Here is a 17,230-nt window from a genome sequence, read left to right as displayed (position 1 = left end):
CCTAATTAATTGATAACTATAACACATCCCAAACCATACAGTCAACGTTACAGTTTATATAGCCATAAAAAGGATATCATAAACTAATATCCACTAAAATTATTAAGAAATCTTTTAAAAGCTCTACTTTTGATGCTAGTTTTCTGAGAATGTTATTATGAGATACGATGCATTTTAAAAAAAGTTTCAAATTGGTGCACGAACACCTTTTAAAAGCTAGATTACTATCTTCGGAAAATTAGATGGAGGCTTTAATGAATATTAGTAGAAAAAAGAAAATCCTATATATTTTCCTGTTCTATTTATTTTCTGCTCTAGGAATTCTTTGGCAATATAGCACAAATATGCAAAAAGCAACGGAAAAACAACTTATTCAATATCAACCTGAGATTTCGAACGAGCTCAATAATTACGACTTAACTGAGTTTACTCCCATTCTCATTGCAATTATGGATCAAGAAAGTCTCGGAAAAGGAAATGATCCAATGCAATCTTCTGAGTCTGCTGGTCTTAAGAGAAATGAAATTGAAAATCTTCATATCAGTATCAAACAAGGTGTTTACCATTTTTCCCAAATGTATAAGTACGTACAAAACGGCAAGTCGATTTAAATACTATTATACAAAGCTATAATATGGGACCAGGCTATATCGACTTTGTAGCCGAACATTGTTTTATAGAGATAACCCTAACAAAAATAATGTTGGTCCAAACCAACGAAATAATAAAAAAGGTTAGTGAACATTTCACTAACCTTCTACCACTTATTTTTCACTAATCTCGATAACTCTCACATTACCGGAAACTTCATTTGCTACCAGTATTGGATTGATTATATCGATCCCTTTTATCGGGACCCCAAAAATCAAGTCTAAACCAAGTATTAGTGACAGAGTGACATCTTCAACATACATTTGATCCACGCATCCGGTCATCATCATAGCACAAGCGATAGGCAAAGCAGTGTCTTCCTTTTCAATGGCTTACCCTCCGACGGAACTTTTCATATATCCAGCTATAAACCCATAAGAAGGGCGGGGCAACGAATGCCAATCCCAGCCCGCCTTTGACCACCATCTTCTGCCACCTTTCTGAATCAATCCAAGTAGGATCGAGCCAAAATACCATTCCAATTATGATTAATAATAAAATAATCACGTAATTACTGTGATCCTGTTTTCCAAGCAATTGACTAAAACAAAACGGAGCAAGGTATACGTAAGGCATCCAGGCTGTGGAAACAACAATCAGATAAACAGCCAATAAAACCATGTCAAAACGCTCCAAAAAACGAAATTCAATGAGTTTAAGTAAATTCAGTACTGGTTGATTAAACTCAATAATCCCATCGGGGCTAAAATAGGTAAAGCAAATAACCGTTACAAATACATAAAACAACATCGTTAAGGTGTTCGCAATCGTAATTCCGAGCACCGCATGCTGCTTTTTTTGTAAAAAGGGGTACAAGAAGAACGCTACTTCAAATCCCAAAAAGGAAGTAACAGTGGTCGGCACAGCAGATAAAACCGGCCCCCACCCTTCTTTAAGCAAAGGAAGGAGGTGGAGCCAATTTCCATCCTTTAGCGGTATCAATATAAACAGAGGAATCCACAATACCATATAAAAAGATAGTTCCGAGTACCTGCCTAAAACGCGCAACCCGTTGCGGGCAACTAAAAAAGTCGGAATCGAAAATAATAGCAAAATGATATAATCAGGGGTTTTAGGCAGAAACCATGCCTTAATATAGAGATAGGCATTTATAAGAATGGTCCAAGCGGAAAATGCAAAGTACACCATATAAACCGAGATGAGCACTTTCCCCAGTATTTTTCCGAAAAAACGTATTAGAATTTCGTAAAGGGTGTCCTCAGGGTGTTTTGCAGCCGCTTTAACTAAAAAAATGCTGGCAGAGACTGAGCACAACCAGCCAATTATGATAGCGATCCAACCATCGGTTCCAGCTTTTTCTGCCAGTATGCGCGGGAGAGATAAAACTCCCGTCCCCACCTGTGTTCCATTAATCAAAAAAATATACTGCATTAGCGTGATTTCATTATAGGCATATTTCTTCATCGTTTCACCTTTTAGTGCGATTTCGCCCTTGTCTTTGCGGCCATCCTTTTGTATCTAATCGATACCCGGTGTTTTTTCCATTTAACAATAAAACGCTATCTCCACCTAGAATCGCACTTTCGATCTGGCCCCACTTATCGACGACTTCTACATCTCCTATTGTAATGGGCAGTCCCTTATCATGTTCGAAGTAACTGCTCATCAATGGCTTCAGTACATGATTATGAATCGCATCTTTAACCGTCAAACCGAGCAAATAAACCAAAGCAGCATCAGATTTACTAGCGTTAATTGAAAAGCGTCGTATCACTAAATCAGGTGCCTGAGAAAATACCTGTTGGAGTATCTCTGTATTATGGGATAAATCAGAATCCACGGCATCATCTTCCATATTTAAATTATTGCTTGTTTGATGGAACCGAGAAGAGCGCTTTCCTCTTAAAAACTTTAGAAAATATGACATCAACTCCGTCCCTATCTGCAATTGCTTTAAATTATATTTTTAGTATGCAGTGTCTAAGGAAAAATATTCTAATCCTTCCCCTGAAACTCGTGAAAATCGGGGTCAGACCCCCAGTCTAGATATTTCCTGCTATCAGGAATAAACACTTGCCCCTTTTGAATTTTTAGAGTGAAAAAAAGTCTACAATTTCATGTAGACTTTCTAATTCTGCAAATTAATTTTATATAAACCTAATAGTTTCTTTATTGCCTTTGAATTAAGTATAAAATAGCTTTCTGGACGTGCTTCCAGGCTGTTGTATTATACAATTGGTTCGAGGTGACTGAACTTTTCCTTTGCCTCCGCTATCAGCAGTCGTGCCTCTAGGTATGCACCGGCAGGAAGTATGTCCAAATGACGATGCCCCATATTACCGTAATTATAGACAATCAGAAAACTGCTGGTCTCCCAAATTTCAAATCGAAACATATGCCAGTGGTTGGGCACATCCAGATAGTGGCCTGATTTGAATGTTTTCTCCCCCAAGCGGTGATAGGCAAACTCCGCTTCCGCCCCGCTGTAGGATTTCCCGGACTCTAATACAATTGGATGATCTTTCGTATAAAGGTGTTCCATACCTTCTAAGGTTGTGATCCCAGTCTGCCTTTTTGTCGCTACAATAATAGGAGAACGCTTATTTGCTCCTAACTCATGATAATCTATGATGTCACAGTCGTCCCACTGGACTTGGAGATTGGCTTGTGACAGCGAATTTGCCCACTTCCCGACATCTGCGGGGTTTTCCAATCGCTCACAAGAGATATAGGTTCCGTCTTCGGTTAACAAATCATCGACTATTTGTAAATACTTACTGTCCCCATATGTTGGATTTTCCTTCAAGTAATCTGGTAGTGACCAATACTTTGGGAAGAAAAAAGGTCCCATAATCTCATGAAAGGCCCGCACAGAAATAATGAGATCAAAAGAGTTTAGCAAAAAATGCTCTCTTAAATCTATAAAATCGATTCGATAAAAGCTCACATTAGTAAGACCTAGGTGCTTAGCCAACTCTTTGGCACACCGAATTCCGTTCCCACACTGATCGATTCCAATTATCTCCGCATCCGGATACCGTGTAGCGTACCAGCATGCCAACAATCCATTATCACATCCGATTTCCAAAATTCGCTTTGGCTTTAGTTGTTTATGCTGGTTTATCCAAGTCAGGAAAGACTTATGAAATGACTTCGTCCATGATTCCACTGCCAAGCTGAAAGGCAGAGTACCATTCTTTACCTCATAAATATTCCCCTGCTTTTTGCGGCATATAAGTGGTTCAAGTTCCTCTGCCAAGACTGAATCTACTCCAGTAACGTGCTTCCAAAAGCCCCGCTTGCTTTTACAGTCCTTGATTTCGAGTGTCTTAAAATAAGCAGAAATTCTTGGTTTCCTTTGTTTCGTTTCGATTGACATGTTTTATCTCCAGTTTATTTGAAATTGTCACTACATATTAGGACTTGGTCTTAAAAATGGTTAGTTTTATTATAATAGTAATTTGCTATTTTTTCAAAAAATTTCTGATTTTCCTAGATAAAGTGTTTTGCTCAACGGAGGAATCCCCATTGATAGACAGTCTTTTGCTAGAACACGCATGTTACTCTAGTGTGGAAATCAGGGAAGATAAAAAACTTTTACAAATAAAGAAAGCTGCCAATGTTTGATCGGCAGCTTCAAAATGTTAATTGATAAAACCTTTTTGTGTTTTGATGAAAGACATCTGAAACCTCTTCAGCGGAAAGCTTCTTAAGCAGTGCAATTTTCCTTATGGACTCCTCCATCATATTCGGATGGGTCATTTTCCCCGCAAATGGACCTTCGAATGGCCAAGGTCCATCTGTTTCAACCATTATGAGCTCGAGAGGATAGATGCTGACAAGCTGCTGGATTTCTTGTTCATACACCACATCAGGGGTAATAGAAATATGATAGCCGTTTCGTATCATTCGGTCTATTGTTTTCTGATCCCCTTTAAACCAATGAAAATGCGCTTTGGAAACAGAATATTTTTCGAGAAGGTCACAAACGAGAGGCGCATCATCATAAACAGCATGAAGAACAATCGGTTTGTCCCATATTTTCGCCTTCCTGATAAACACTTCCAATACTTCAAGATAAGGAGCAATTGAAATCCCCTGCTCTTGCCTTAAGTAGTATGGCAGACCCACCTCTCCTACAGCAATCATTTCGTCACAGTGGTCGTCCATCCAATTGAGCAGCCCGTTCAGTTCGTTTTCAGAAGGCAATGATTGTTCTGGATGGTAGCCAAAAGCAGGTTTTACCTTTTGATATTTTTGTGAAAGTAAAAGGTTTCTTTTACTGGATTCCAAATGAAACGATACAGAAATCAAAGCTTCGATATGGGCAGAATCCAATACAATCCGTTTGATTTCCTCATCCTGATAGTGATCCAAATGGATATGAGCGTCGATCATCTTCATTTGACTTCACCTACTAATTGGTAATATATATCCCTTTTGCATTGAATAAAGCTTTCATCCAGCAGAATCCCTTCGTGCCGCGGCCTATCAAAAGGAACCTCTATGTTTGAAACGACTTTTGCTAGCTTACCAGACATCATCATCACACGATCGGAAAGATACAGTGCTTCCTCAATATTATGAGTAATAAAAAGAATTGTTCGTCGATGTGATTCCCACATGTCCACTAACCATTTCTGCATTTCAAACCGGGTTAGCTCATCTAAAGCGGAAAAAGGCTCATCAAGACAGATCACCTCTTGCGGGCTTAATAAGGCACGGATAAAAGCAGCCCTCTGCTTCATTCCTCCAGACAGCATGTGAGGATAGGCGTTTTCATAATCTGAGAGTCCGGCAATCGCCAGCATTTCTCGTGCTGCTTTTACGTCTTTTTTACCCTGAAGCTCTTGGCCAAGAAGGACATTTTCAAGAATCGTCCTCCACGGGAAAAGAGAAGAAGTTTGAGGCATATAGCTAATAAACCCACGTTTGCCATTAATGCATTGGCCGTCTAATAGGATCTCCCCTTCATCTGGCGAAAGAATTCCTCCTATTAAATTGAAAATGGTGCTTTTCCCACTACCTGAAGGACCAATAATCGAAACAAATTCATCTTTATGAATGGAAAAATCAAGGTCTTTCAGTACTTCATTTTGCCCGAAACGTTTCGAAACGTGTTGAAATCGAAGATAGCTCATTTTTTCTCATCCCCTTTCGGCTGCCACCGGACCACTCTTCGTTCTAGTAAAACGATGAAAAAGAAAAAGAAGAGGCTTAAGAACATGATCGTAAAAATGGCAACGAATACCCGATCCGTTCGAAAAGACGACGAGGCGAATGTCATAAAGACACCAATCCCCTGCTTAGCACCAAGCCATTCAGAAATAACGGCACCCATTACACTATACGTGGCAGAAACCTTAAAGCCTGAAAAAATCGAGGGCAGTGATGACGGCAGCTCCAATTTCCAAAAAAGCTGTGTTTTGGTTGCACCTGCCATTTTCATATAATGCTTCAACTCGGAAGGGGTTTGGCTAAATCCATCCAAAGCAGCGACTGTAATCGGAAAGAAACAAACAAGCGTGATGACAATCATTTTGGGCAATAATCCAAACCCAAACCAAATGACCAACAGTGGAGCCAGAACGATAATGGGAACATTTTGCGATAAAATCAACAATGGATAGAAAGAATCCCTTAAAACAGGCACCAGATGGAATAAAATAGCGACCGCCAGTCCAATGAATGCTCCCACGACAAATCCAAACAGTGAAATTTTAACTGTTGAAAACACATCAGGATAAAAATCACCCCAGCCGGAAATGGCTTCAGTGAAAATCTTTGATGGCGGCGGAAGAAGCCATTCCGGCACTTCTGCTATTTTAACGACAATCTCCCAAATGACAAACAAAAGGAGGAGAACCAAAATCGGTCTCCACCCTTTTACAAGATTCTTCTTCATCATCGATATTTCTCCGTTAAGTCATCCATGGCAATGCCTGTTGGCTGATAAAGGATTTTCACTTGAGAAATGACATTTTTGCTTCCCATTTCAATCATTCGTTCATTCATTTTGGAAATCACCGTAAATAATTCGTGGAGTTCGCCCTCCATAGTTGTTTCTAACGGGTGTACCTCATATTTCACACCAGAGTCAGCAATGACTTTAATGGCTTCATCAACGTATGGAATGACGTCTTCTCCATTCTTTGTTTTCGGGATGATTTGAATGCTGATTAATGAATCTGCCATATTTTTCTACCCCCTATTGTTTTGGTAAAAATTCATTTGTAAAGGCTTTTTTCGCATCTAATTTCTTGTCAAGCAGCTTATTCTCATACATCCATTGGGCATAATTTTCCCAAATTTCCTGCTTTTGAATTCCCCAATCCTTTGCATCATCCTGATATTTCGGAGACAACCACTCTTGACTCTTCTTGACAAGCTTTGGATCTAAATCCGGTGCTGCTTTAATTAGGATATCTGCAGCTTGATCAGGGTTTTTAATCGCAAATTCATACCCCTCGGCAGCAGCCTTTACGAACGCCTTAACCGTTTCAGGATTCTCTTTAATCATTTTCTCGTTTGTTTCTAAAACAGGTGTATAGTAGTCCAGTTTGTCAGAGTAATCTGTTAAGTAAACCATATTAATTTTTTCATTACGAAGCTCAGCTTCTACACCAGTCCACCCATAGTAAATCCAAGCGAAATCGATGTCTCGTTTCACAGCCGTAAAAAAGTCCGTATCTCCCATGTTCACGATTTTCACCTTATTAGCATCGGCGTTTTCCTTTTTCATTAGAGAAGTGATGACAGATTTTTCGACTGGCGAGCCCCATCCACCATATGTTTTTCCTTGAAAATCTTTCGGAGATTGAATCTGTTTGCCAGCTGGTGAAGCGAATCCTGAAGTATTGTGCTGAATCACCGCAGCGATCGATACGAGCGGCACCCCTTGTATACGGGCCTGGGTAATTGCTTCTTGGTAGCCAACACCAAATTGTGACTTGCCAGAAGCTACTAGTTGGTCAGCACCGGTCTCACCCGGCATGATAATATCTACATCCAAGCCTTCTTGTTTAAAGAATCCTTTTTCTTTTGCTACATATAATCCAGTATGATTGGTATTTGGCGTCCAATCCAGTACAACCGAGACCTTTTTAAGCGGCTGTTTTTTTCCTTTTGCGTTTTCTGTTTCTTTTTTGCTGCTGCATCCAGTCACTAGAAGGACTGAAAGGACTAGTACTAGCCATTTCTTCATGTAGAATCCCCCAAAATTAAAATAAAATCGAAAGTGAAACAAACGAAATAGAGTGAAATCTCCGTTCGGTTAGAAGGCAAAAACTTGCTTAAACAAAATAAAGCACCCAGGCAAAGAAACCTGAGTGCATATCAGCAAACAATTACTTGTTTAAGAATATGTTCCCTCCGCCGGTATCAACCAGATCAGGTTCCAAGGGTCATAAGTCTCACGGACTAAATCTCAACCGGCAACACCGGTTCCCCCACATTTCATCGTATTTCACTTAACATTGTCCTATTATATCAGTCAAGGCAGTCAATGCCAACTTATTTTATGTATTTTCCCGTATACCTATGAACCTACTTCAAATTGGCAAAGGTCTGTATCCAAATTTCAACTAATACCAAAAAGATGCCCCACTCCAATGGAACATCTTTTTCTATTGAACGTTATCCTATTCTCTCCTCTGTCCCTGTTTCTCCAGAAGTCACATCCTCAATGGAAACAAACTCCTCCGACATTGGACGAAGGTTCTTGGATCCTACTAAGAAATAGTAGACAATCGCTACACCAAAAATCGTCAGAATCACACCCGCCAAAGGCAGCTGCACTCCAAACAATGGAAGAGTTGTCGTTAACACGCTGTATTTTACCACGCAGAAGAATGAGAAAACACCCAATACTAAAGCAATTGCCGGTACTACAGGATAGCTCACTTTAAATGGTCTTTCCAAATTTGGCTCCTTTTTACGTAGAACAAACAACGAAACCATACTTAAGCAGTACATCGTAATCGCACCAAAAACGGAAAGGATAATCAACGCATTTGCAAAGTTTGCTGAGCCTGCTGCGATCACGCCAATCGCTCCAGGAACAATCAAGCCCCAATGCGGCACCCCGCGTTTCGAAAGTTTAGACAAAAACTTAGGCAGGTATCCTGCACGAGCCAGGGCAAACGTTTGACGGGAATAACCAATAATAATACCGTGTAAGCTGGCAATCAAACCAAATAAACCGATAATGGCAACTGATTTTGGAATAAAGCTTCCTTCTCCATAAATACTTGCCAATGCCTGAGGAAGTGGATAATCCGCCGGTTTACCGGTACCGCCGCCAAGTCCTGCCGTTACGACTAAGGTTAAAATCGTTGCCACACCAAGCGTTAAAATACCGGAAATAAATCCTTTTGGAATATCCTTCTTCGGGTCGCGCACCTCTTCTGCTGCCATCGCTCCCCCCTCAATCGCAAGGAAGAACCAAATGGCAAATGGAATCGCTGCCAAAACACCGGACCAACCATGACTAAAAGCCATATCATTAAATATATTGGATGATTGAACATGAGGTAAACCGGCCACGTAATAAATCGAGAGACCGATTAGTGCCAATACCGTTGCCACTAACTCAATGATAGCCGCACCTTTTACACCGATGAGGTTGACCAAAATAAATAAAATAAACATGCCGACCGTTGCATAAACGGCATTAATACTTGGGATTAAGAAATTGATATACGCTCCAACAGAAACCGCAATCGCTGGAGGGGCAAATACGAATTCTAGTAAACAGGCTAAACCGGTAATAAAGCCCATAAACGGCCCCATTGCCTTTCGGGCATATGCAGACGGTCCGCCGGCATGAGGGATGGAAGTTGAAAGCTCAGAATAACTAAAAATAAAGGTTGTATAAAAGACCATAATAATCAGTGCGGCAATTCCGAGGCCAATGGTGCCTCCTGATTCAAAACCATAGTTCCAGCCAAAATATTGGCCGGATATGACCATCCCTACAGCAATACCCCAGAGATGAATTGGTTTAAGCGCTTTTTGTAAATGGTTGTTTCCCTGCTCCATAAACCCTTCCCCTTTCAAAATAAATCTCCTGGAAATATAAAAGTAAAACCATATCCCATACATGACTAATTCCAAAACTAGGTGTTACTAGTTTAATATAGAATTGTAGAAGGATTCACAGGATATATTATCCCAATATTATTGTGTCTTCAAAATCGACATAACCTTCCGAACAGATTGGGCTGATTGATCAAGGGCTGTTTTTTCTTCAGGGGTTAACGCAATTTCAATGACTGTTTCAATCCCATCGCCGCCAAGGATCGTCGGAACCCCCAGATATAAATCCTGATAGCCATATTCCCCTTCCAGATAGGCAATACATGGCAAGATTCGTTTTTTATCCTTTAAAATGGCTTCAGCCATTTGGACCATCGAAGCTGCCGGGGCGTAGTAGGCACTGCCTTGACCTAGCAAACTGACAATCTCGCCGCCGCCTTTGCGCGTTCTTTCCACAATCGCTTCAATTCGGTGAGGCGGGAGAATTTTGTCAAGCGGGATTCCGCCGGCATAAGAGAATCGAACCAATGGGACCATATCGTCACCATGCCCGCCAAGGACAAAACCTGAAATATCCTCCACTGACACATTCAATTCCTGTGCAACGAAAGTGTTGAAACGCGCAGTATCTAAGACACCGGATTGACCGATAACCCTATTTTTAGGAAAACCTGTTGTTTTATAGCAAACATAGGTCATCGCGTCAACAGGATTACTTAAAACAATAATATAGCTATTCGGCGCATATTTTTTAATATTTTCCGAGACTTGCTCGATAATTTTTGCATTAGTAGAAACCAAATCATCCCGGCTCATCCCTGGTTTCCGCGGCAGCCCTGCCGTGATTAACACTAAGTCAGCATCGTGTATATCCGCATAATCTGAGGTACCCGTTATATTTGCATTAAAGCCTTGGACGGGGCTGGCTTCCAGCATATCCAGTGCCTTCCCTTTGGTCGGATCGTTTTGAGATGGGATATCAACCAGAACGACATCTCCTAATTCTTTTTGTGCAATCATCAGCGCAGCTGTTGCACCCGTAAATCCTGCACCAATCACTGCAATTTTTTTACGTTTGAAAGCCATGTTTCTTCCTCCATTCTTTTAAAAATTATTCTGTTTGTGCTGGAGGCTCATCTTGTTTTGCTCTTTGACCCCTTTTTGCTGGTTTTGGTTTCTCCTCGCCCTTTTTCGGCGCCTGTGCCAACATTTGCCCTACACCCTCATCCGGTCGCGGGATCACATGCGCAGTAACCAGCACCCCGACACTTTGAGCTGCATACTTTCCGGCATCGACCGCTGCCTGGACAGCCCCGACATCTCCTTCTACTAAAATCGAAACGAGTCCGGCATCCACTTTTTCTTTTTTAACTAAACGTACATCCGCTGCTTTCACCATTGCATCTGCAGCAACGATCGAGGCAATCAGCCCTCTTGTTTCAATCATTCCTAAGGCTTTTGACATCATTTACGCACCTCCTTCTACATCAATAGAATCGATAATTCCAATAATGACCGCATCAATCGGCAGTCTAGGCTCACCGATAATATTTGCCGCCGCACTTCCCGTTGTGACCATCACTTTATCTCCGACTCCGGCACCAATCCGATCCACCGCAATAAACGGTGAAAGGATCGGCGCCCCGGATGGAAGCTCCGGCTGGACAAATAAATATTTTAATCCTGTTAGATTTTCTTCCTTCCTTGTCGCCCACACATTTCCAATCACCGTTCCAACTAACAAAAAATCATCCCCTTAAACTAATCCATAATCCGGATGGTTTTTTTCAGCTCTCTTGCGGCATCCCGTGCCATTGGAGTCACAATGGTGCCTTTCCGAACCGAAATCATCTCGTACTGGCATGCCTGCACATCTCTTTTGGTTAAGAGATTTTTTTGAAATTGAACTTCTTTTGGTGCCTTTTGTTCAGGTGCTACGTGAGTGCTCACAGGCGAGGGTTTTACTAAAGGCTCCCCACCCTTGACAAGAAGACCAGCCTGACCGCTTGTAATAAACCCGGCATTGGCTTCATCGGTATCGATATGCATCTCAAGCCGATATCTCGGTGAAACCCTAATCAGCACTCTTTCAAGCGAAACCGGGCGTTCCCCTTCTGTTCGGATTCGTACATACTCGCCGTTTTCTACGCCAAAATTAGCGGCATCCTCCGGGTTCATATGAATATGAGCCTGGGCAATGATCAGTCCTTCATGTTTATAAATACTTCCTTTGGGCCCTACTAGAGTAATCGGTGCTGAACCAGCAATATTGCCCGATTCCCTTAGCGGTGCGTTTAACCCAAGCTTTACTGCATCTGTTCTGCTGACTTCCACTTGTGTTAAAGAACGGGCCGGACCGAGGATACGCACTTTTTCAATGCTTCCTCTTGGTCCGACAATGACCACCGTTTCATTAGCCGCAAATTGACCAGGCTGAGACAAGTCCGCTTTTTTCGTTAACTCATACCCTTTGCCAAAAAGCGTTTCTAAATCAGCTTGACTTAAGTGGCAATGGCGCGCAGAGACAGCCATCGGGATTGTATTGGGTTTGGAGTCCTTTTTTAACAATTGCTGAATCACTTCTTCAACAACTGTTCGAATAGATTGTTCATTCATCGAACTGGCTCCTTACTTCTTATACTTCCACTTCTAATTTTGGTAAAATGCTCTCTAATTCATTGTGCGGACGTGGGATGACATGAACAGATAATAGTTCACCAACACGTTCTGCTGCTGCTGCGCCTGCTTCTGTTGCCGCTTTAACCGCACCTACATCTCCGCGTACAAGAACCGTTACAAGCCCGCCGCCCACATGTACTTTTCCGACTAAATGGACGTTTGCTGCCTTTACCATTGCATCTGCTGCTTCCACGGATGCTACCAAACCTTTTGTTTCTACCATTCCTAATGCAGTTAATTCTCTAGCCATTGTCAATTCCTCCTATTAATTCATTTGATATTTTTTTAATACTTGATTTACCAATTCAGAAATGACCTGCGGATCCAGCTGATCGGATCCATTTACATTGCTTAAAACCTGATTCACAATCTCATCTACATGGTTGCTGGCCCCCCACTGTGGAGAAGCACTTTTGCTGGATGGCTTTGGAACGTTAACCTCTTTTGTTCCATAGGCCATTCTTTTAATATTAATTAAATGGCGGGCCGTAAGATTGTCTGAAGTAATATTACCGCCAAATGATCCACAGCCAAGTGTCAGCGATGGCATTAGTTCCGTTGTGGCGCCAACCGCTCCAATGGATGAAAGAGTATTCACCATCAGTCGTGATACCGGCATTACTAACGCAAATTCACGGGCCACATTGTCATCATTGGTGTGAAGGGATAAGCTATGTCCCATCCCGCCCAACTGTAAGATTTTCACACAAAACTCTTTTGCACTTTCATAGCTTTCTGCAGTATAAATCGGAAAGATCGGCGACAGTTTTTCAATGGAAAAAGGAATGTCCTTCCCGATCCGGGTTTCTTCCGCAATTAAAATTGTTGTGTCGGCTGGAACAGAAATACCCGCCAATTCCGCAATCTTGACAGCACTTTGACCAACAATGGCCGGATTGAGTTTTCCTGGGAATGGTGAAATCACCTTTTCTAAAAGGGATTTCTCCTGCTCATTTAGGAAATAGGCGCCATTATTTTTAAACTCCCTTACGGCCATTTCTTTAACATTCTGGTCAACCACAATCGCCTGTTCTGTTGCACAAATCGTGCCGTTATCAAACGTTTTGCTTTGAACGATCATTTTGACCGCTTTTTCGATATTGGCGGTTTTTTCGATATAGACGGGAACGTTTCCAGGACCAACACCATAGGCAGGCTTACCTGAACTGTAGGCAGCACGGACTAAATCTTTTCCGCCGGTTGCTAAGATCAAATTAATATCACGATGGTGCATTAATTCAGTGGTTGCTGCCATTGTTGGTTTTGAGATCCAACCGAGGATTCCGTCCGGCGCTCCTGCATCAACGGCTGCCTCCAAACAAATCTTTAAAGCGGCGACTGAGCACTTCATTGCCCGTGGATGCGGACTAAAAACGATTCCATTTCTTGTTTTTAGGGCGATTAATGCTTTAAAAATCGCACTCGAAGTTGGATTTGTCGTTGGGATGATCCCGGCAATTACCCCAAAAGGTGAGGCGACTTCGACTATTTTCTTTGTACGGTCCTCGTTAATGATTCCAACTGTTTTCTCGTTTTTAATAGATTCATAGACTGCAAGTGAACCGACGTCATTTTTCATTTTTTTATGTTCGACTACACCCATTCCGGTTTCTTCGACCGCCATCTGGGCTAACTCAAGTGATTTGGCAGCAGCCGCTTCGGCAGCCCGTTTCACAATTTTGTCGACTTGTTCTTGGGAAAACACCATATACTTTTGCTGTGCTTCTTTCGCTTTCTGAACTGCATCCCGCATTTCCTGAATGGATTGTAGATCTAAATCAAATGGCAACAGGGACACTCCTTTCTCTCTTGTTTTTTGTGTAAAAAAATTACACGTATGCAGCATTATCCGCCAATTAAATAGGAATCTAATACTGTCGTGGATTTCTCGCAATCTCGATAATTACAGCACGAAAAGCATCCGCTGCCGCCTGGCATGCCGATTGCGAACCCGTTAAAAGTCCGCCTCCAAAGTTTGTTTCTGATGGAGGACCAAAAAACTTAACGAGCTCAACATCCGATGCCTTCAAAGCGGCATCGATTCCATAAACTGCTTCTAGCGGAGGTGCAATCAAATAGGCAAGCGCCTCACCTTGATTAATGCCGGCCTCTGCGGATAAATAGGAACCAGTTCTCGCCACCACATGAGCATATAGCGCATGGCTTTTTTCCTCATTGATTGCCTCAAAATACGCTTCATTTTCTGCGGTTTGAATCACAGCGTCCATCCCGCTTTTCACTTCATCTGGACTTGGACCTGCCAACACGCCGATCATTTCCCCAGACAATGGCCCTGATGCATGTGCGGAACCTGCGTAGAAGGACTTTGCATAGACAACATCAACATCTGCGCGTTTCGTTGCTTCATCAAGAGCTGTATAGCCGACATCGTCAATCGTTGAGGTAAAAATCGCTAAACTCCGTTGATCGGGTTTTAACTGAAACTGTGCGGCTAAGGCAGGGTCAACGTTTGGAATAATCCGAACAGCCAAGATATTTGCATGAATTCGTTCTAATGCCATTTATTACCCCTCCCCTTATTGCTCTTTTTGTACTAGCGAAACACCGCTGGCTTCATATTTTAATATTTTTTGCACGACCGTTCCGATATAGGCGCCGGCCTCCACCGGTGGAATGCCGCCCTTATGAATATTGGAAATGACCATTCGGTCGGCCTCAATGGTGCCGTGGCGTGGTTCGTAGCAGAGATACGCACTTAACGATTCCGCACTCACGAGACCTGGACGTTCACCAATCAAGTAAACAATCACTTTTGGTTTTAGGATCTCCCCAACATCATCCATTGCCGCCACCCGGCCTTTTTCGATAAAAAATGGTGTTCCTACATCGAGCCCTAAGCTTTGAAGCGATTGATTAAGAGATAAATAGACATCCTCTAAATTTTCCTCGACCGCTTTCGAACTTAAGCCGTCAGAAACAATAATTTGAACCGTCGGAGACTTTTTACATTTTTGATCAATTAATTGTTTTGCCTCATCAGAGAGCTTTCGGCCGAAGTCAGGACGGCGGACATAGACCTCTTTGTCAGTAACCTTCGTGTTAACTTTTAATAAGGATAAGCTTTCAAGGATTTTCGGATCGACATCACCATAAACGGCATCGACTGCTGCCGCATGGTCAAAGCGAAACTTCAGCCAAGTGTCCGTTTTGGGCCTTAATCCCGCACGGCCGACGCCAATTCTTGCCGGTGTTTTGCTAATTAAAAGATCCAGCTCTTCCTTATTAATCGGATTTTCAAGTCCTACAGGGGGCTTTGGTTCAAGAAGTATTTCTTTTTCACGGGCTGTCTCTGTGCAACCCGGACTTTGTTTGCACTCTGTTTCAACATGATTGGTCCGGTGGTTCCAAAATTTCACTTCCGCTTTTGCCGATGTATCATCGTTCGTCTTTTTCTTATCTTCTTCCACCACCGCACCGCCAGAAGCGGTCTTCGCCTGCAATTTTTCTACCACCATTTTCGTGATTTGTTCCACTAACTCAGGATTCATTTCTTCCACCTCCTATCGCGAAAAAATCGTCGGGTCCCCTGCATATTTACTTAATTTCCCGTTTTCAAAAATCCCCATTTTCTCCAGCCATGCTTCAAATAATGGTGCAGGCCGTTTATTGAGCGTCTGTCTTAATGTCGCAACATCGTGATAACTTAAGCTCTGGTAATTGAGCATACAATCATCACCCATTGGCGCAGCGATAATAAAATTCACTCCCGCTGCCGAAAGCAGCACGCCAAGATCTTCAATGTCATTTTGGTCTGCTTTAATATGGTTCGTATAACAAATATCAACGCCCATTGGAATGCCATGCATTTTTCCCATAAAATGATCCTCAAGACCCGCTCGAATCACTTGTTTATTGTTGTACAAGTACTCTGGTCCGATAAAGCCGACTACCGTATTGACAATATACGGGTCATAGTAGCGGGCAAAACCATAATTCCGGGATTCCATTGTCAACTGGTCGATATCATAATGAGCTTCGGCGGATAATTCCGAGCCTTGACCAGTCTCAAAATACAAACGTTGTGGACCAGTTCCTGTACCGTATACTTTCGCCATTTCATTGGCTTCCTCCAAGAGGGAAGCGGTAATCCCGAAGGAACGATTCGCCGCTTCGGTTCCGGCAATACTCTGGAAAATCATATCTGCCGGGGCCCCCTGCTGTACCGCTTTCATTTGAGCTGTTACATGGGCAAGCACACAGTTTTGCGTAGGAATTTCCCATTTTTGAATAAAGTCATGTGTCGCATGCAATAACCGTTTTACACTTTCAACGGAATCATCTACCGGGTTTATTCCAATTACTGCATCCCCAATCCCATATGCAAGCCCTTCTTTCATTGAGGCCATCATCCCGTCGACATTATCCGTCGGATGGTTTGGCTGCAGCCTAGAGGCTAACACTCCTTTTTGACCAATCGTTATATTGCATTTGGATAAAACTTCAATTTTATTGGCGGCATGGACTAAATCGAGGTTGGACATGATCTTTGCCACCGCTGCAATCATTTCACTATTCAGACCTCGGCTGAGGCGTTTCAAGTCTTCACCGGTAGTTGAATCGTTCAGGATATACTCGCGAAGCTCCGAAACAGACCAATTTTTAATCGATTGATAGATGGGTTCGTTGATCTGACCCTCGATAATCCTTGAAACCTCATCCTCTTCAGGGGATAGCATAGGATTTTCCCTAATATCTTGTAGTGTTAAATAGCTCAACACTTGTTTCGCTGCAATTCTTTCCTGAACGGTCTCAGCAGCAATCCCTGCTAAGCGGTCGCCGGATTTTTCTTCATTTGCTTTCGCAAATAAATCTTTTAGAGAGGAAAATTGATAGACAGTACCTAAATAGGTGGACTTTAATCTCATAAAAATGCCCCCTTTCG

The 17,230-nt window shown here is 42.3% G+C and carries 18 protein-coding genes, 2 pseudogenes and 1 riboswitch; of the genes and pseudogenes, 1 reads left to right on the top strand and 19 read right to left on the bottom strand.

Annotation, left to right across the window (positions count from 1 at the left end):
* Positions 1 to 242 precede the first annotated feature (242 nt).
* A pseudogene (locus QNH17_RS29890) lies at positions 243 to 778 on the top strand (lysozyme family protein).
* Here QNH17_RS29890 and QNH17_RS14265 read toward each other — a convergent pair.
* From QNH17_RS14265 to QNH17_RS14175, 19 genes and pseudogenes are all read right to left on the bottom strand, one after another.
* Positions 765 to 959 (bottom strand): hypothetical protein, encoded by a 195-nt coding sequence (locus QNH17_RS14265; protein WP_283879286.1) that lies wholly within the window; start codon positions 957 to 959, stop codon positions 765 to 767. The pseudogene QNH17_RS29890 and the gene QNH17_RS14265 overlap by 14 nt on opposite strands.
* Before the next feature lie 16 nt (positions 960 to 975).
* Positions 976 to 2,076: a GerAB/ArcD/ProY family transporter gene (locus QNH17_RS14260; protein ID WP_283879285.1), complete on the bottom strand. Its 1,101-nt coding sequence runs from the start codon at positions 2,074 to 2,076 to the stop codon at positions 976 to 978.
* A 4-nt stretch (positions 2,077 to 2,080) separates the two neighbouring features.
* Entirely contained in the window at positions 2,081 to 2,539 is a 459-nt protein-coding gene (locus QNH17_RS14255; RefSeq protein ID WP_283879284.1) for a spore germination protein, read from the bottom strand.
* 300 nt (positions 2,540 to 2,839) lie between these two features.
* Positions 2,840 to 3,991, bottom strand: coding sequence for a class I SAM-dependent methyltransferase (locus tag QNH17_RS14250; protein ID WP_283879283.1), 1,152 nt, complete (start codon positions 3,989 to 3,991; stop codon positions 2,840 to 2,842).
* A gap of 257 nt (positions 3,992 to 4,248) precedes the next feature.
* On the bottom strand, positions 4,249 to 5,016 hold the full coding sequence (locus QNH17_RS14245) for a TatD family hydrolase (protein ID WP_283879282.1): 768 nt from the start codon (positions 5,014 to 5,016) through the stop codon (positions 4,249 to 4,251).
* A complete protein-coding gene (locus QNH17_RS14240; RefSeq protein ID WP_283879281.1) occupies positions 5,013 to 5,753 on the bottom strand; it encodes an ABC transporter ATP-binding protein in 741 nt (246 codons plus the stop codon). The genes QNH17_RS14245 and QNH17_RS14240 overlap by 4 nt, the downstream gene beginning before the upstream one ends.
* Positions 5,750 to 6,517: an ABC transporter permease gene (locus tag QNH17_RS14235; RefSeq protein ID WP_283879504.1), complete on the bottom strand. Its 768-nt coding sequence runs from the start codon at positions 6,515 to 6,517 to the stop codon at positions 5,750 to 5,752. The genes QNH17_RS14240 and QNH17_RS14235 overlap by 4 nt, the downstream gene beginning before the upstream one ends.
* The gene (locus QNH17_RS14230; RefSeq protein ID WP_283879280.1) at positions 6,517 to 6,807 is read right to left on the bottom strand and encodes a thiamine-binding protein; all 291 of its coding nucleotides are present in this window, start codon (positions 6,805 to 6,807) and stop codon (positions 6,517 to 6,519) included. Before QNH17_RS14230 ends, QNH17_RS14235 begins: the two co-directional genes overlap by 1 nt.
* Positions 6,808 to 6,820: 13 nt before the next feature.
* On the bottom strand, positions 6,821 to 7,816 hold the full coding sequence (locus QNH17_RS14225) for an ABC transporter substrate-binding protein (RefSeq protein ID WP_283879279.1): 996 nt from the start codon (positions 7,814 to 7,816) through the stop codon (positions 6,821 to 6,823).
* A 145-nt stretch (positions 7,817 to 7,961) separates the two neighbouring features.
* A riboswitch (TPP riboswitch) is annotated at positions 7,962 to 8,072 on the bottom strand.
* Positions 8,073 to 8,247: 175 nt separating this feature from the next.
* Positions 8,248 to 9,651: an ethanolamine permease gene (gene eat, locus QNH17_RS14220; RefSeq protein ID WP_283879278.1), complete on the bottom strand. Its 1,404-nt coding sequence runs from the start codon at positions 9,649 to 9,651 to the stop codon at positions 8,248 to 8,250.
* A gap of 138 nt (positions 9,652 to 9,789) precedes the next feature.
* Positions 9,790 to 10,734 (bottom strand): malate dehydrogenase, encoded by a 945-nt coding sequence (mdh, locus tag QNH17_RS14215; RefSeq protein ID WP_283879277.1) that lies wholly within the window; start codon positions 10,732 to 10,734, stop codon positions 9,790 to 9,792.
* Positions 10,735 to 10,759: 25 nt separating this feature from the next.
* Positions 10,760 to 11,113, bottom strand: coding sequence for a BMC domain-containing protein (locus QNH17_RS14210; protein ID WP_283879503.1), 354 nt, complete (start codon positions 11,111 to 11,113; stop codon positions 10,760 to 10,762).
* A gap of 3 nt (positions 11,114 to 11,116) precedes the next feature.
* Positions 11,117 to 11,392 (bottom strand): EutN/CcmL family microcompartment protein, encoded by a 276-nt coding sequence (locus QNH17_RS14205; protein WP_283879276.1) that lies wholly within the window; start codon positions 11,390 to 11,392, stop codon positions 11,117 to 11,119.
* A gap of 242 nt (positions 11,393 to 11,634) precedes the next feature.
* Positions 11,635 to 12,264 (bottom strand): annotated as a pseudogene (locus QNH17_RS14200) (phosphate propanoyltransferase); the annotation flags it as partial.
* Between the two features lie 19 nt (positions 12,265 to 12,283).
* On the bottom strand, positions 12,284 to 12,577 hold the full coding sequence (locus QNH17_RS14195; protein WP_144555092.1) for a BMC domain-containing protein: 294 nt from the start codon (positions 12,575 to 12,577) through the stop codon (positions 12,284 to 12,286).
* A gap of 15 nt (positions 12,578 to 12,592) precedes the next feature.
* Positions 12,593 to 14,116 (bottom strand): aldehyde dehydrogenase family protein, encoded by a 1,524-nt coding sequence (locus tag QNH17_RS14190; RefSeq protein ID WP_283879274.1) that lies wholly within the window; start codon positions 14,114 to 14,116, stop codon positions 12,593 to 12,595.
* 79 nt (positions 14,117 to 14,195) lie between these two features.
* A complete protein-coding gene (gene eutL, locus QNH17_RS14185) occupies positions 14,196 to 14,849 on the bottom strand; it encodes an ethanolamine utilization microcompartment protein EutL (protein ID WP_283879273.1) in 654 nt (217 codons plus the stop codon).
* 15 nt (positions 14,850 to 14,864) lie between these two features.
* Positions 14,865 to 15,836, bottom strand: coding sequence for an ethanolamine ammonia-lyase subunit EutC (gene eutC, locus QNH17_RS14180; protein WP_283879272.1), 972 nt, complete (start codon positions 15,834 to 15,836; stop codon positions 14,865 to 14,867).
* Positions 15,837 to 15,848: 12 nt separating this feature from the next.
* Positions 15,849 to 17,213, bottom strand: a complete 1,365-nt coding sequence (locus QNH17_RS14175; protein ID WP_283879271.1) for an ethanolamine ammonia-lyase subunit EutB — start codon at positions 17,211 to 17,213, stop codon at positions 15,849 to 15,851.
* Between the last annotated feature and the right edge of the window lie 17 nt (positions 17,214 to 17,230).

Source organism: Neobacillus sp. SuZ13 (genome assembly GCF_030123365.1).
Lineage (GTDB): Bacteria > Bacillota > Bacilli > Bacillales > Cytobacillaceae > Neobacillus.
Note: the sequence above shows the minus strand (reverse complement) of the source record. Positions and strands in the feature narration are given on the sequence as shown.